Genomic DNA, 14,502 nt, shown 5'->3' on the forward strand with positions numbered 1-14,502 from the left:
CGAAGACCGCTACAGCGGCTTGGCGAGCGTCTGCACCCACACGGTGCCGTCGGGCCCCGACACGGCGGCGACGCCCGTGTCGCGGTACTGGCAGTCGAGCAGGTTGCGGCGATGGCCGGAGCTGTCCATCCAGTCGCCGACCACCGCGCCGGGGTCGCCCTGCCCCATCGCCAGGTTCTCGCCGACCGCGCTCCAGGAGTAACCGGCGTCGCTGATGCGGGAGTCGACGTTGCGGCCGTCGGGGCTCGCGTGGTCGAAGTAGCCCTGCGCGACCATGTCCCGGCCGTGCCGCCGCGCCGCCTCGGTGAGCTTCGGATCGAGCCGCAGCGGACCGCAACCCGCCTCGTCCCGGCGGAGGTTGACGATCCGGGTGAGCCGCTCGGCGAGCGTGGGACGGGGTGCGGTACGGGACGCCTTCGGCTTCGGGCGCGACGGACTGGGACTGGGCGACGCACTGGGGCTCGGCGGCGTGGCCGGGACCGTCGCCACGACGGTCGGCGGGGCGGCGGCGGGCGGCGGGGCCGCCGCCTCCTGCTCGGGCCACAGCGCGACGAGCAGCAACGCGGTGACGGCGACCGCGCCCGCCCCGAGCGCCGAGCGAGCCGCACCGCCCCCGGGCGCGTACGCGGGACCCGCGGCCTCCGGACCCGGCGCCGCCGCCCCCGCCTCACCCCGCGCGTCGGCCGTCTCGTATGCGGCGCCGCCCGCCTCGGAGGCGTCACCGGCAGCCGTCGTGGCAGCGTCGGCACCCGCCTCTGACGCGGGCCCGGCAGCCTCCGGAGACTGCCCTGCGGCACCCGCCTCCGCCGGCACCGCGTCGGCGTCGTAGGCGCCCGCGACCGTCTCGTACCCGCCCGTGCCCGCCATGCCCGCCGCCCCCAGCAGCGGCGCGACGAGGCCGAGCCCCACCAGGAGGCCCTCCGCCGGGGCCAGCCCGGCCCACGCGCCCGAGCAGGCCCGGCAGTCCCGCAGGTGGCGGGCGATCCGCTTGCGCCACAGCGGCGAGGGGGCGCCGTCCCAGGTGGCCACCGTGTCGGCGAGGGCCGGGCAGCGGGGTTCGGCGGCCAGGGCCCGCACGATGCCGCGGCCGGTCTCCAGCTGTTCCTTCATGCGCCGCACCCGGACCGCCGCGTGCTGCGCGCCCACGCCCAGCGCCTCGGCCAGCTCGGCGCGGTCGAGCTCGCCCGCGGCCTCCAGCCACCACAGGGAGAGCAGCTCGCGGTCGTCGGTGTCGAGCCAGCGGGTGGCCTCGGCGACCTCGCGGCGCTGCCCGGACAGGCCGAGCCGCAGGATGGTGAGGTCCACGAAGTCGCCGGCCGGGTCGGGAGTCTCCGCGACCGTGTCGAGCGCGGTCTGCGGCTGCTGCTGACGGCTGCGCCAGCGGCGGCGTATCTGGTTCATCGCGATGGCCACGAACCAGGAGCGGAAGCGGGCCGGCTCGCGCAGCCCGTCCAGCCCGTCGAGGGCGCGGACCATCGTCTCCTGCACGACGTCGTCGACGTCCGCGTGCCCGTTCAGGGCGCGGCCGACGATGTTGTAGACCAGCGGGAGGTACGCCGCCGCCAGCGCGTCCCGGGCTCCGGCGTCGCCGGTCCGCGCCGCGTTCACCAGCTCCTCGGCGCGCCGCTCGTCGCTGTGCATGTCCGTGCTCCCTCGTGCCTGGTCCGTGTGTCCCGTCGTACGGGAGATCCGCGGGAGGCCGTGGGATGACGGTTATGCGGGCGCCGCGACCGGAATTCTCAGTCGGAGACGGTACGCCGTGGTGCGCTCGGGGTGTCCGGGGGGTACGGGACGGTCGCCCCGCCGCCGGCGCGGACCGCCGCGACGACGGCGTCGTGCAGGTCCCGGCTCTCCTGTTCGGAGGCGCACGGGACGGGGCTGCCCGACAGGGTGAACCAGTCGGAGGCGCCCGTGTACTGCACGGCGACGCGTGCCTCGTCGTCCGCGTAGGTGGTGTGCACCGTCAGGTCACCCGTGACGATGCCGCCCTCCTCGGTGAGGACCCCGCCGCGTCCGGTGTAGACCCCGGCCGTCGTCCATGATGCCCAGCTCATTCCCTCAGGTTCACACCGCGGTTCGGGTTCCGCCACCGGCAGGACGCGGGCGTTCCGGGACGGCGGCGCACGGGCCGCCGCACGGGACCGCCCCGGCAGGCCGGAAGCCTGCCGGGGCGGTGTGCGCGGTGCGGGCGGCCTCGGGGGCCGCCGTGGGTCAGCCGAGGCTCGCGACGGCCTCGTTGAACGTCGCGGACGGACGCATGACGGCCGCGGCCTTGGCCGGGTCGGGCTGGTAGTAGCCGCCGATCTCGGCCGGGGCGCCCTGGACGGCGTTCAGTTCGTCGACGATCTTCTGCTCGTTCGCGGTGAGCGTCTCGGCGAGCGGCGCGAAGGCCTTGGCCAGCTCGGCGTCGTCGGTCTGCTTGGCCAGCTCCTGGGCCCAGTACAGGGCGAGGTAGAAGTGGCTGCCGCGGTTGTCGATGCCGCCGACGCGACGGGTCGGCGACTTGTCCTCGTTGAGGAAGGTCGCGGTACCGCGGTCGAGGGTGTCGGCGAGGACCTGGGCGCGGGCGTTGCCCGTGGTGGTCGCCAGGTGCTCGAAGGAGGCGGCCAGGGCGAAGAACTCGCCGAGGCTGTCCCAGCGCAGGTAGTTCTCCTTGACGAGCTGCTGGACGTGCTTCGGGGCGGAGCCGCCGGCGCCGGTCTCGAACAGGCCGCCGCCCGCCATCAGCGGGACCACGGAGAGCATCTTGGCGCTGGTGCCCAGCTCCAGGATCGGGAAGAGGTCGGTCAGGTAGTCGCGGAGCACGTTGCCGGTGACCGAGATGGTGTCCTCGCCGCGGCGGATGCGCTCGAGGGAGAACCTGGTGGCCTCGACCGGGGAGAGGATCTGGATGTCCAGGCCCTCGGTGTCGTGCTCCGGCAGGTACTGCTTGACCTTGGCGATGATCTGGGCGTCATGGCCGCGGCTCTCGTCCAGCCAGAAGACGGCCGGGCTGCCGGTCGCGCGGGCGCGGGTGACGGCCAGCTTGACCCAGTCCTGGATGGGCAGGTCCTTGGTCTGGCAGGCGCGGAAGATGTCGCCCTCGGCGACCTCCTGCTCCAGGACGACGTTGCCGGCGGCGTCGACGAGGCGGACGGTGCCCGCGGCGGCGATCTCGAAGGTCTTGTCGTGGGAGCCGTACTCCTCGGCCTTCTGCGCCATCAGGCCGACGTTCGGGACGGAGCCCATGGTCGACGGGTCGAAGGCGCCGTGGGCGCGGCAGTCGTCGATGACGACCTGGTACACGCCGGAGTAGGAGCTGTCCGGGAGGACGGCGAGGGTGTCGGCCTCCTGGCCGTCCGGGCCCCACATGTGGCCGGAGGTGCGGATCATGGCCGGCATCGAGGCGTCGACGATGACGTCGGACGGCACGTGCAGGTTGGTGATGCCCTTGTCGGAGTCGACCATGGCGAGGGCCGGGCCCTCGGCGATCTCGTCGTCGAAGGAGGCCTTGATCTCGTCGCCCTCGGGGAGCGCGGACAGGCCGGCGAGGATGGTGCCGAGGCCGTCGTTCGGGGACAGGCCGGCGGCGGCCAGCTTCTCGCCGTAGGTCTCGAAGGTCTTCGGGAAGAAGGCGCGGACCACGTGGCCGAAGACGATCGGGTCGGAGACCTTCATCATCGTGGCCTTGAGGTGCACGGAGAACAGGACGCCCTCGGCCTTGGCGCGGGCGACCTGCTCGCTCAGGAAGGTGCGCAGGGCGGCGGCGCGCATGACGGAGGCGTCGACGACCTCGCCGGCGATGACCTTCAGCGGGGCGCGCAGCTCGGTCACGGTGCCGTCGGCGGCGACGTGCTCGAAGGTGAGGGTGGTGTCCTCGGCGATGACGGTGGACTTCTCCGTGGAGGCGAAGTCGTCGCGGCCCATGGTGGCGACGTTGGTCCGGGAGTCGGCGGTCCAGGCGCCCATGCGGTGCGGGTGCGTCTTGGCGTAGTTCTTGACCGAGGCGGGGGCGCGGCGGTCGGAGTTGCCCTCACGCAGGACGGGGTTGACGGCGCTGCCCTTGACCTTGTCGTAGCGGGCGCGGATCTCGCGCTCCTCGTCGGTCTTCGGGTCGTCCGGGTAGTCCGGCAGCGCGTAGCCCTGGGCCTGGAGCTCGGCGACGGCGGCCTTGAGCTGCGGGATGGACGCCGAGATGTTCGGCAGCTTGATGATGTTGGCGGCCGGCGACTTGGCCAGCTCGCCGAGCTCGGCGAGGGCGTCGGCGATGCGCTGGCCCTCCTCCAGGTACTCCGGGAAGTGGGCGATGATGCGGCCCGCCAGGGAGATGTCCCGGGTCTCGACACCGACCCCGGCCGTGGCGGCGTACGCCTGGACCACGGGGAGGAACGAGTACGTCGCCAGGGCGGGCGCCTCGTCGGTGTGGGTGTAGATGATGGTCGAGTCAGTCACCAGGTGCTCCGCTCCACGTCTGCGTATGCGAGATTGCTCGACATCAAGATATCTCGTGATCGTGCCCGGTGGGAAAGGGCCCTGCCTCACACGCCGGGAAGGCGTGTCCGGAGGGATCCGGGGCAGGCGCAGAAGGGTGAAGAGGAGGTGGCCGGGATGCGCACCGACCTGTGGGGCTACTCCGAGACGTCCGGTCACGCGCCCGGTGCGGAGCTGATCGGCTACCGGGTGGAGGCCAGCGACGGGCACATCGGGAAGATCGACCGGCACTCGGAGGACGTCGGCCGGTCGTACGTCGTCGTGGACACCGGTCCGTGGATCTTCGGGCACCGCGTCCTGCTGCCGGCAGGGCTGGTGGCCCGGATCGTCCCGGAGGACGAGACCGTCCACATCGCGGCGACCAAGGCCGAGATCAAGGACTCCCCGCCGTTCGAGAGCGGGCAGCACGAGGACGATCTGCCGCACCTGCAGCTGATCGAGCGGTACTACTCGAACCGGCACATGTGAGGCGGTGCGCGGCCATGACGATCCCCGATCGCCCGGACAACGTCCCGGAGCCGGAGCCGGAGCCGGTCCCGCGTGACCCGGGGGCGCCGGATCCCGAGGAGGATCCGGCGGTGCATCCGGAGCCCGGGACCGAGCCGGTACCGGAGCCGCCGGACTGACCGTCGTCGCCGGTCCCCGGCTGATTCCGCTGATCCGCCCAGCCGGTCCGCGCCGACCTCGGCCACTCCCGCCGATCGTGTCGCGACCATGGCCCTGCGGGGCGTGGGGTTGGCAGGGTGGTCCCGGCGCGCCCGGGTCGGCCGGGGCGGAGGGTGACGGAGGGGACGGCGGATGGCCGCGCAGTTCGGGGACTACCAGTACGAGATCTACCTCAACGGCCTCGCCGGGGTGCTGCCCGAGCTGCCGATGGCCTACGAGGGGCTCGAGGCGGGCGCGGAGGCTGCGCTGCCGCCGTCCGTCTGGTCGTACGTGGCCGGGGGCGCGGGCGACGAGCGCACCCAGCGGGTCAACGCGAGCGCCTTCGACGGCTGGGGGCTGGTGCCGCGGATGATGGTCGGGGCCAAGGAGCGCGACCTCACGGTGGACCTGTTCGGTCTGACGCTGCCGTCGCCTCTGTTCATGGCTCCGGTCGGCGTGCTGGGGCTGTGCACGCAGGACGGTCACGGCGACCTGGCCGCCGCGCGGGCCGCCGCCCGTACCGGGGTGCCGATGGTCGCCTCGACGCTGAGCGTGGACCCGATGGAGCAGGTGGCGGCCGAGCAGGGCGGAACGCCCGGCTTCTTCCAGCTGTACACGCCGACCGACCGCGAACTGGCGGCGAGCCTGGTCCGGCGGGCGGAGGCGGCGGGCTACAAGGGGATCGTCGTCACCCTGGACACCTGGATCACCGGGTGGCGGCCGCGTGATCTGGCCGGGTCCAACTTTCCGCAGCTCCGCGGGCACTGCCTGGCGAACTACACCTCGGACCCGGTCTTCCGGGCGCGTCTGAAGGAGTCTCCGGAGAGCAACCCGCAGGCCGCGGTCATGGAGTGGGTGTCCGTCTTCGGCAACCCGCTGACCTGGGACGATCTGCCCTGGCTGCGTTCCCTGACCGATCTGCCGCTGGTCCTGAAGGGCATCTGCCATCCCGAGGACGCGCGCCGCGCCCGGGACGGGGGCGTGGACGGGCTGTACTGCTCCACGCACGGCGGCCGGCAGGCCAACGGCGGCCTCGCCGCGCTCGACCTGCTGCCGGGCGTCGTGGAGGCGGCCGAGGGGCTGCCGGTGCTGTTCGACTCCGGGGTCCGCTCCGGGGCGGACGTGATCAAGGCGCTGGCGCTCGGTGCGACGGCGGTCGGCGTCGGCCGCCCGTACGTGTACGGCGCGGCGCTCGCCGGGACCGACGGCATCGTGCACGTCCTGCGGTCGCTGCTCGCCGAGGCAGACCTCATCATGGCCGTGGACGGCTATCCCACCCTGGCCGACCTGCGCGCCGAGGGCGCGCTGCGCCGCGCGGTGTGAGCCTGCCGACAGCCTTCCCGGCCCCCCTTGATCGATCAAACGGGGGTCGGGTTAGCATATGAGCGCCGCCTAGCTCGAAAGATAAACCTGTGACTGTCAAAGACGACTCGTTCACCAACTGGAAGCACCGCGAGGAGATCGCGGAGTCGATGATCCCGATCATCGGGAAGCTGCACCGTGAGCAGGACGTGAACATCCTGCTGCACAGCCGCTCCTTGGTGAACAAGTCGGTGGTCAGCATCCTCAAGACCCACCGGTTCGCCCGGCAGATCGCCGGCGAGGAGCTGTCGGTCACCGAGACGATGCCCTTCCTCCAGGCCCTGACGACGCTGGACCTCGGCCCGTCCCAGATCGACATCGGCATGCTCGCCGCGACGTACCGCGAGGACGACCGCGGCCTGTCGATCGAGGAGTTCACCGCCGAGGCCGTCTCCGGCGCCACCGGCGAGAACAAGCTGGAGCGCGGCGCCGGCCGCGACGTCGTCCTCTACGGCTTCGGCCGCATCGGCCGCCTCGTCGCCCGCCTGCTCATCGAGAAGGCCGGCTCCGGCAACGGGCTGCGCCTGCGCGCCATCGTCGTCCGCGGTGGCGGCGACCAGGACCTCGTCAAGCGCGCCTCGCTGCTGCGCCGCGACTCGATCCACGGCCAGTTCAACGGCACCATCACCGTCGACGAGGCGAACAGCACGATCCTCGCCAACGGCAACGCGATCAAGGTGATCTACGCCAACGACCCGTCCGAGGTCGACTACACGGCGTACGGCATCAAGGACGCCATCCTCATCGACAACACGGGCAAGTGGCGGGACCGCGAGGGCCTCTCCAAGCACCTGCGCCCGGGCATCGACAAGGTCGTCCTGACCGCTCCCGGCAAGGGCGACGTCCCGAACATCGTGCACGGCGTCAACCACGACACGATCAAGCCGGACGAGAAGGTGCTGTCCTGCGCCTCCTGCACTACCAACGCGATCGTCCCGCCGCTGAAGGCCATGGACGACGAGTACGGCGTGCTGCGCGGCCACGTGGAGACGGTCCACTCGTTCACGAACGACCAGAACCTCCTGGACAACTACCACAAGGCCGACCGTCGCGGCCGCTCCGCGCCGCTCAACATGGTCATCACCGAGACCGGCGCCGCCTCGGCCGTCGCGAAGGCGCTGCCGGACCTCAAGGCCCCGATCACCGGCTCCTCGATCCGCGTGCCGGTGCCGGACGTCTCGATCGCCATCCTCAGCCTGCGCCTGGGCCGTGAGACCACCCGCGACGAGGTCCTCGAGTACCTCCGCGACGTCTCGCTGCACTCGCCGCTGAAGCGCCAGATCGACTTCACCACCGCCCCCGACGCCGTCTCCATGGACTTCGTCGGCTCGCGTCACGCGTCGATCGTCGACGCCGGTGCGACCAAGGTCGACGGCGACAACGCGATCCTGTACCTCTGGTACGACAACGAGTTCGGCTACTCCTGCCAGGTCATCCGGGTCGTCCAGCACGTCTCGGGCGTCGAGTACCCGACCTACCCGGCCCCCCAGGCCTGACCCGTCGGGCGGACCCGCTTCCGCCCGCCCCGTCACCCCGTCCGCCCGGACCGGCGCCCCGCCGGCCCGGGCGGACGTGTTCGGGCCGCCTCCCCCGCTTGCACAAGCAGATCACCGCATTGCCCGGACCGGCCCGTTCGACCGGCCGAATCCGCAGTTCAACCGGCGCTGCACCGGCGCGGGACCGGCGCACTGACGGCTCCTCGGGCACGTTCACAAGCATTTATCGGCCGCACGGCGAGAAGTGACGCAATTTGAACGACGTTCTTCTTTCCGCTTCTACTATTCAGCCGTGTACGACCGAAGCGGTCAGAAGAAGATCTTTTCCTCGCACCTCCGGACCGGCCCCGGACCAGCCCCGAGCGGCCCCGAGCCGGGCCCTGGCAGGCCACCGCCGGGCCGGGCACGGCGGGGCGCCGGCACCTCGACACCTCGCGCCGAACGCGGAGGAATTGACGGGACGGGCGGGCCCGCAATTCACGGGGAATCGTTTCTGCAAACGAATCCCCCACCGCCCGGCCGCGCGTACCCCACTCCCCCGCCATTACCCGCCCACGCATCGGATGTCACCCTTCCGCGATCCTCGCCGTCATTCATCTCCGCAATATCGGATACGCACCACGGAACGCACGGCGAATCCCTCGACCCGTTCGACCGGCCGGCAGTTCGCTGACGAAAAGGAAGCAACGCCCCAACGAACGGGGCGCGCTCGGCGAGCCCTGCCCACCACCCCCGCCAGACCGCTTCGGGCACCCTCGAACTGCCCGTCACAGCAGGCACGTTAGGCCGGACTCACGCGCGCGTTCGACCGCCCGCGCACGAGCGCGCGAACGAATATGCCCCTCGCATACCCGACTCCCGTACGAAGATTGACGGTTTACGATCAATCGCGCAGATTCGCCCTCCTACATTGACAGTTCGCTCCCCTCTGAGGGTTAATTACCTGACAACTAGCCAGATCGCGTTGCCAGGAGGCGGATTAGGAGCCACACGAGCCGACAACGGCACACCGGGCGAACTCTTTCACCCTGGGGGAAGAATGAACCAGCTCCACAATTTCTCCGTCCCCGACTTTCATCTGCCTTTCGGGAACGCAAAGCATCCGCAGGCGGCCCGGGCCAACGAGGAGGCGACCGCCTGGGTGGCCGGCCACGGCCTCGTGACCCGCGCCCTGGAGCAGTTCTCCGGCATCGGCTGCGGACACCTGGCGGGCAGGGTCAGCGGCGAGGTCCCGTACGAGCGGGTACTGCTGCTCGCCGAGTGGATGGCCTGGTCGTTCGTCCTGGACGACCAGCACGACCACCTCATAAGGAACGGCGAACTGGAGGCCTGGCGCCCCGTCGTCGGCGCCATCACCTCGTACCTGGACACCGGACAGGCCGACGGAGCGGCGGAGGAGCGCAATCCGCTGGTGAACGGGTTCATCGACGTCTGCGGCCGCATCGTCGACGGCATGTCCGAGGCCTGCGCCGACCGTTATCGTGCCCATGTCCGTCTCGTGCTCCGCTCGCTCGACCAGGAGGCCGGCAACCGCCGTGCCGACGCCCGCCCCACGGTCGAGGACTACATCCTCTTGCGTCGCAACAGCTCCCAACTCCTGCCGATGATGGACATGGTGGAGGCCGCCCTCGGCATCGACCTCCCGGACCGGATCACCGGCCTCCCCCAGTTCGCGGAGGTCGTGGCGAGCACGCTGGACGTCATCTCCTGGGGCAACGACGTGTTCTCGCTGCCGAAGGAGTACGCCTGCGGGGACACCAACAACCTCGTGTCCCGGATCGCCTCCCGAGACCGCATCTCGCTGCGCGACGCCGTAGGCGAGGTCGAGAACCTCATCCAACTGCGCATAGAGGACTACCTGAAGGCCAAGGACCGGCTCTTCGCCACCCTCGACGCCGAACCCGGCACCGGCCCGGCCCTGCGCGACGAGGTCGCCCGCTGCGTCCGGACCTACGAGGACTGGATGATCGGCACGGAGCTGTGGCAGCGTTACGAGTGCACGCGATACAACGACGAACGCTTCGCGGCCGGTCTGGAGGGCGCCTACACCCGCCCGGACCTGGTCTCGGTCGCATGACGGGGGGTCGACCCGTGACACAGGTGGATGAGCAGACCTCGACGGCGGTCCCTGCGGCCCCCGCACCGGGCCGCATACCGCTCTTAGGACACGTTCTGCAGCTGTGGAAACAGCCCATCGCCTTCCTCGAGTCCCTGCGGGAGCACGGGGACATCGTGCGGCTGGACATCGGGACGTGGCCGGTGCACGTCGCGACGAGTCCCGAGCACGTCAACGCCGTACTCGTCCAGCACGCCCAGCGGTTCGGCCGGGGCCGCGTGTTCGAGCGGCTCCGGCCCATGTTCGGCAACGGCCTGGTCACGACCGACGGCGAGTTCCACCGCAAGCAGCGCCGCATGATGCAGCCGGCGTTCCATCGCGACCACATCGCCGAGTACACCGAGGCGATGTGCCGCAACGCCGAGGAGATGGCGGCGTCGTGGACGGACGGCCAGGAGATCTCCGTCCTCAACGAGACCCGCCGCTACGCCATGGCGGCGGTCGCCGACATGATCTTCTCCGGCGACCTCAGCAAGCCCGCCGTCGAGGAGGTGCACCGGTCCCTGCCCATCGTCCTGGAGGGCATGCTCCTGCGCGCCGTCATGCCCAAGGCGCTGGACCGGCTCCCGGTCCCGGCCAACCGGCGCTTCGACACGGCCGCCGCCCGCCTGCGGCAGATCATCGACGAGGTCATCGAGCGGTACGAGCCGGAGAAGACCGACGGCCGTGACGCCCTGTCCCTGATGCTCACCACGGCTGACCCGGAGACGGGCGCCACGATGAGCCCGGAGCAGGTGCGGGACGAGGTCATCTCCATCATGTTCGCCGGCACGGAGACCCCCGCCACGACGCTGGCGTGGATCTTCCACGAGCTCGGCCGGCACCCGGAGGCGGAGGAGCGGGTGCAGGCCGAGGTCGACCGCGTCGTAGGCCGGCGTCCCGTACGCCCGGAGGACCTCAGGGAACTCACGTACACGCGCCATGTGTTCCAGGAGGCGCTGCGACTGCACTCTCCGCTCCTGTTCACCCGGCGCGCGCTCGAGCCACTGGTACTCGGCGGCGTGCAGATCCCCGAGGGCGCGGAGGTGGGCTACAGCCCGTACGCCCTGCACCGGGATCCCGCGCTCTTCGGCGACCCCACGGTCTTCGACCCGGACCGCTGGGACCGCGACGGCGGCGAGGCTCCGCGCGCCCACCGGTACATCCCCTTCGGCGCGGGGGCGCACAAGTGCATCGGCGATTCCTTCGCCGTGGCGGAGATCCTGGCGTTCGTGGCGAGCGTCGCGTCCCGCTGGCGGCTGACCCCCGTTCCGGGAGTCGAGGTGCGCGAGTTGCCGGCGGGCATCCCGCAGCCGAGCGCTCTGCCCATGATCCCGGTGGCGCGCGGCTGAGCGTGCCGGGCCGGGGATCCCGCTGTGAAGCGGAATGTCCCGGCCCGGCACGAAAGCGCAGACAGTACACCATCTCGCCTCGGAACAAGCCGGGTTGAAAGAATACGGAGCGAAGCCGCGCCGCCACGCCCCGAAGGTCATAGACTCGCCCGTACACGCAGGAGGGGCGGGAATGTCATCTGTCACTGATCTCAGGAGCGACAACTCGAACCCGCTGCTCGAACGGGAGTCCGAGCTCCTGGATATCCGGCGCGCGGTGGACGAGTTGTGCGGCGGACCCAACCCGGGTCCGGCGAACCGTCGGGGCGGGGTGCTGACCTTCGTCGGCCCCGCGGGCATGGGCAAGACGAAGCTGCTCACAGCGGCGCGTGAGTACGCGGCCGAACGCGGTTGCACCGTGCTGTTCGCGCGCGGCGGCGAGCAGGAGCGGCAGGTGCCGTTCCACGTCATGCGCCAGCTTCTGCAGCCCACCCTCGCGGCCATGTCCGAACAGGACCGCCGCGAAGCGTTCGGGAACTGGTACCGGATCGTCGCGCCCGCCCTGGGCCTCACCGCCTCCCGGCAGGGAGCGATCGCACCCGACCCTCAGGGTGTCCGCGACGGTCTGGACTGGGTCGTGACCCAGCTGACGGTACGTCGCGCCCCGGTCGTCCTGGTCCTCGACGACGCCCACTGGGCGGACGCGGAGTCCCTGGCCTGGCTCACCTCCTTCGCCTCGCGCGCCGAGGAGCTGGGCATGGTCGTCTTGGTGGCCTGTCGTCCCGACGAGATCCCCGCCGACGCGGCCGGCCTGCGGGCGCTGATGTCCCGTCGCGGCGCACGTCCGCACGAGCTCTCCCCGCTCACCACCAGTGGTGTCGCGCGCATCATCCGCGACGTCCTCGGCGAGAACGCGGACGACGTATTCTGCCGCGAGTGCTGGGCGATCAGCGGCGGCAACCCCTTCGAGGTGGTCGAGCTCGCGATGAAGGGCCGCGAGCGCGGACTGCGGCCGAACCAGGACGGCATCGCGCAGCTGCGCGACCTGGCCTCCGCGGTCAAGGGCAGCGGAATCATCGAGCGTCTGGAGCAACTCGGCCCGTCCACCGTGCGGTTCGCCTGGGCGGCGGCCGTACTCGGCACCGCCGTCCCGACCACCATCGTCGGCGGGGTCGCGGCCCTCGGCGAGGCCCAGGTCACGGAATCCATCGAACTGCTCCGCAAGGCGCGCATCCTGACCGTTCTGACGAACGTGCGCCGCCAGGAGGTCGTGGAGTTCTTCCATCCGCTCATCGCCACCGCGGTGTACCGGTCGATGCCGCCCGGCGTGCGCGTCGCGATGCACGGCGTGGCGGCGCAGGCGCTGATCAACGACGGGCACGGCGCCTCCGCCGCGGCACGGCATTTACTGGAGATGCACCCCGAGGGCGACCCCTGGGTCGTCCAGCAACTGCGGCAGGCCGCCCGTGACAACTTCTCCGCGGGTGCGCCGGACGCCGCGCGACGCTATCTGACCCGCGCGCTGCGGGAGCCCCCGGACGCGGAGGACCGCGCGGAGGTGCTCTTCGAGCTGGGCTCGGCAAATCTGCTGCACGACCCGGTCACGACGATCAACCAGCTGCAGGCGGCGCTCGAAGAGCCCTTCATCGAGCAGAACCTCCGTGAGGCGATCACGTACCGGCTCGCTCAGGCCATGGCCCACTCCGGTCGTCTGGACTCCGCGACCGAACTGCTCTCCGAGGAGGCGCGGCGGGCGGGCAGCGGCCGTACCCGACTGCGGATGCAGGCCGAGCAGTTCAAGTGGAGCTCGGTACAGGTCGACAAGGAGAACTCGCCCGCGCGGTCGCGGCTTCTCGCCCAGTTCGCCAAGCGGCTCACCGGCCGTGGACTGCCGGAGAGGCACATCCTGGGCCTGCGTTCCTGGGACGCCGCGATGCGCGGTGAGCCCGCCACCGTCTCCCTCGACTACGCCGAGCAGGCTCTCGAAGGCGGCATGAGCTGGACCGATCAGGACTTCGGCTTCGAGGTCCCGGCCGCCGTCGCCATCACACTGATGTACTGCGACCAGCCCGGACGGGCCGAGGAGCTGTTCAACAAGGGCATCCTCGAGTTCGAGCTGAAGGGCTGGCGCGGCGCGCACCTGTCCTTCCTGTACACGCTGCTCGGGTACGTCCGTTACCGGCGCGGCCGGCTCAGCGAGGCCGAGGACTTCGTCCGCAACGGACTGGAGATCGCCGAACGCGTCGGGCCCGACATCCCTGCCCAGTGGTACGCGGTCGGCACCCTGGTCGAGACGTTGATCGCGCGGGGCAACGTCGCGGAGGCCGAAGAGGTCGCGAACCGGCACGGGTTGAGCCGCTACTCCTCACGCTCCATCGTCTATCCCGACCCGCAGGCCGTCTACGGCAAGCTCCTCCTCGCCCAGGGCCGCATCGACGAGGCCCGGCACCAACTCACCCAGGCGGGACGCCGCTTCGACCTGCGCGGTATCCGGAATCCCTCCTGGAGCCCCTGGCAGATGGACCTCGCGCTGGCCGAGGCCGTCGACGACCCGAAGCGGGCGGCGGCGACCGCCGCGGAGGCGGTGTCGCGGGCTCGGGCGTTCGGGGTGCCGAGCGTGATCGGGCACGCGCTGCGTGTGGAGGCGGCGACGGCGGATCCGACGCGTTCGATCACGCTGCTGCAGGAGGCGGTCTCGCATCTGGAGCAGTCGCCCGCCGCGTACGAGCTGGCGCAGGCGCTGGTGGAACACGGTTCGGCGCTGTACGCGGTCGGCGACCAGCCCCAGGCGACCCAGCAGCTGTACCGCGGCATGGAGGTCGCCACGGTCTGCGGTGCCGACGCGCTGGCGTCGCGGACCCGCAGCCAGCTCGCCGCGGCGGGCCTGCGGCCGCGCCGGCTGCACGACTCGGGGCGTGGCACCCTCACGGTCGCCGAGCACGAGGCGGGCAAGCACGCCGCGAAGGGGCTGTCCTCCGTGGCGATCGCCAAGGAGATGAACCTCGACACGCAGGCGGTCTCGGAACTCCTCTCCTCCGTGTTCACCAAGCTCGGCACCGACCGCAGCGGTCTGGCGCGGGCGCTGGGCGAGAGCTGAGAGGCA

At 71.2% G+C, this 14,502-nt stretch carries 10 protein-coding genes; 7 read left to right on the top strand and 3 right to left on the bottom strand.

Features of this window, described 5'->3' with window-relative positions:
- Positions 1-9: 9 nt before the first annotated feature.
- The 3 genes from ABZO31_RS02600 to ABZO31_RS02610 form a co-directional block, all read right to left on the bottom strand.
- Entirely contained in the window at positions 10-1,641 is a 1,632-nt protein-coding gene (locus ABZO31_RS02600) for a sigma-70 family RNA polymerase sigma factor (protein ID WP_406859219.1), read from the bottom strand.
- Positions 1,642-1,739: 98 nt separating this feature from the next.
- Entirely contained in the window at positions 1,740-2,054 is a 315-nt protein-coding gene (locus tag ABZO31_RS02605; RefSeq protein WP_406859221.1) for a hypothetical protein, read from the bottom strand.
- Between the two features lie 157 nt (positions 2,055-2,211).
- A complete protein-coding gene (locus tag ABZO31_RS02610; protein WP_406859223.1) occupies positions 2,212-4,431 on the bottom strand; it encodes an NADP-dependent isocitrate dehydrogenase in 2,220 nt (739 codons plus the stop codon).
- Positions 4,432-4,587: 156 nt separating this feature from the next.
- On the opposite strand from ABZO31_RS02610, the gene ABZO31_RS02615 reads away from it, so the two are divergent.
- The 7 genes from ABZO31_RS02615 to ABZO31_RS02645 all read left to right on the top strand — a co-directional run bounded on the left by ABZO31_RS02615 (position 4,588) and on the right by ABZO31_RS02645 (position 14,496).
- Positions 4,588-4,938 (top strand): PRC-barrel domain containing protein, encoded by a 351-nt coding sequence (locus ABZO31_RS02615; RefSeq protein ID WP_406859224.1) that lies wholly within the window; start codon positions 4,588-4,590, stop codon positions 4,936-4,938.
- Between the two features lie 14 nt (positions 4,939-4,952).
- Positions 4,953-5,096, top strand: a complete 144-nt coding sequence (locus tag ABZO31_RS02620; protein ID WP_406859225.1) for a hypothetical protein — start codon at positions 4,953-4,955, stop codon at positions 5,094-5,096.
- Positions 5,097-5,268: 172 nt separating this feature from the next.
- On the top strand, positions 5,269-6,438 hold the full coding sequence (locus ABZO31_RS02625; protein WP_406859227.1) for an alpha-hydroxy-acid oxidizing protein: 1,170 nt from the start codon (positions 5,269-5,271) through the stop codon (positions 6,436-6,438).
- Positions 6,439-6,527: 89 nt separating this feature from the next.
- Positions 6,528-7,973 carry a glyceraldehyde-3-phosphate dehydrogenase gene (locus ABZO31_RS02630; protein WP_406859228.1) on the top strand — a complete coding sequence of 482 codons (1,446 nt, stop codon included), beginning with the start codon at positions 6,528-6,530 and terminating at the stop codon, positions 7,971-7,973.
- A 1,039-nt stretch (positions 7,974-9,012) separates the two neighbouring features.
- Positions 9,013-10,050, top strand: coding sequence for a terpene synthase family protein (locus ABZO31_RS02635; RefSeq protein ID WP_406859229.1), 1,038 nt, complete (start codon positions 9,013-9,015; stop codon positions 10,048-10,050).
- 14 nt (positions 10,051-10,064) lie between these two features.
- Complete coding sequence (locus ABZO31_RS02640) at positions 10,065-11,420, top strand: cytochrome P450 (protein WP_406859230.1); 1,356 nt, start codon at positions 10,065-10,067, stop codon at positions 11,418-11,420.
- A gap of 172 nt (positions 11,421-11,592) precedes the next feature.
- Positions 11,593-14,496 carry an ATP-binding protein gene (locus ABZO31_RS02645; protein WP_406859231.1) on the top strand — a complete coding sequence of 968 codons (2,904 nt, stop codon included), beginning with the start codon at positions 11,593-11,595 and terminating at the stop codon, positions 14,494-14,496.
- Positions 14,497-14,502 lie beyond the last annotated feature (6 nt).

Origin of the sequence: Streptomyces solicamelliae, from assembly GCF_045348655.1 — a bacterium.
GTDB classification, from domain to species: domain Bacteria; phylum Actinomycetota; class Actinomycetes; order Streptomycetales; family Streptomycetaceae; genus Streptomyces; species Streptomyces solicamelliae.

Bases quoted from the DNA above. Each gene is read 5' to 3' on its own strand.
- ABZO31_RS02635 (WP_406859229.1), top strand. From the start codon at position 9,013: ATGAACCAGCTCCACAATTTCTCCGTCCCCGACTTTCATCTGCCTTTC.
- ABZO31_RS02645 (WP_406859231.1), top strand. From the start codon at position 11,593: ATGTCATCTGTCACTGATCTCAGGAGCGACAACTCGAACCCGCTGCTC.
- ABZO31_RS02615 (WP_406859224.1), top strand. From the start codon at position 4,588: ATGCGCACCGACCTGTGGGGCTACTCCGAGACGTCCGGTCACGCGCCC.
- ABZO31_RS02625 (WP_406859227.1), top strand. From the start codon at position 5,269: ATGGCCGCGCAGTTCGGGGACTACCAGTACGAGATCTACCTCAACGGC.
- ABZO31_RS02605 (WP_406859221.1), bottom strand. From the start codon at position 2,054: ATGAGCTGGGCATCATGGACGACGGCCGGGGTCTACACCGGACGCGGC.
- ABZO31_RS02600 (WP_406859219.1), bottom strand. From the start codon at position 1,641: ATGCACAGCGACGAGCGGCGCGCCGAGGAGCTGGTGAACGCGGCGCGG.
- ABZO31_RS02620 (WP_406859225.1), top strand. From the start codon at position 4,953: ATGACGATCCCCGATCGCCCGGACAACGTCCCGGAGCCGGAGCCGGAG.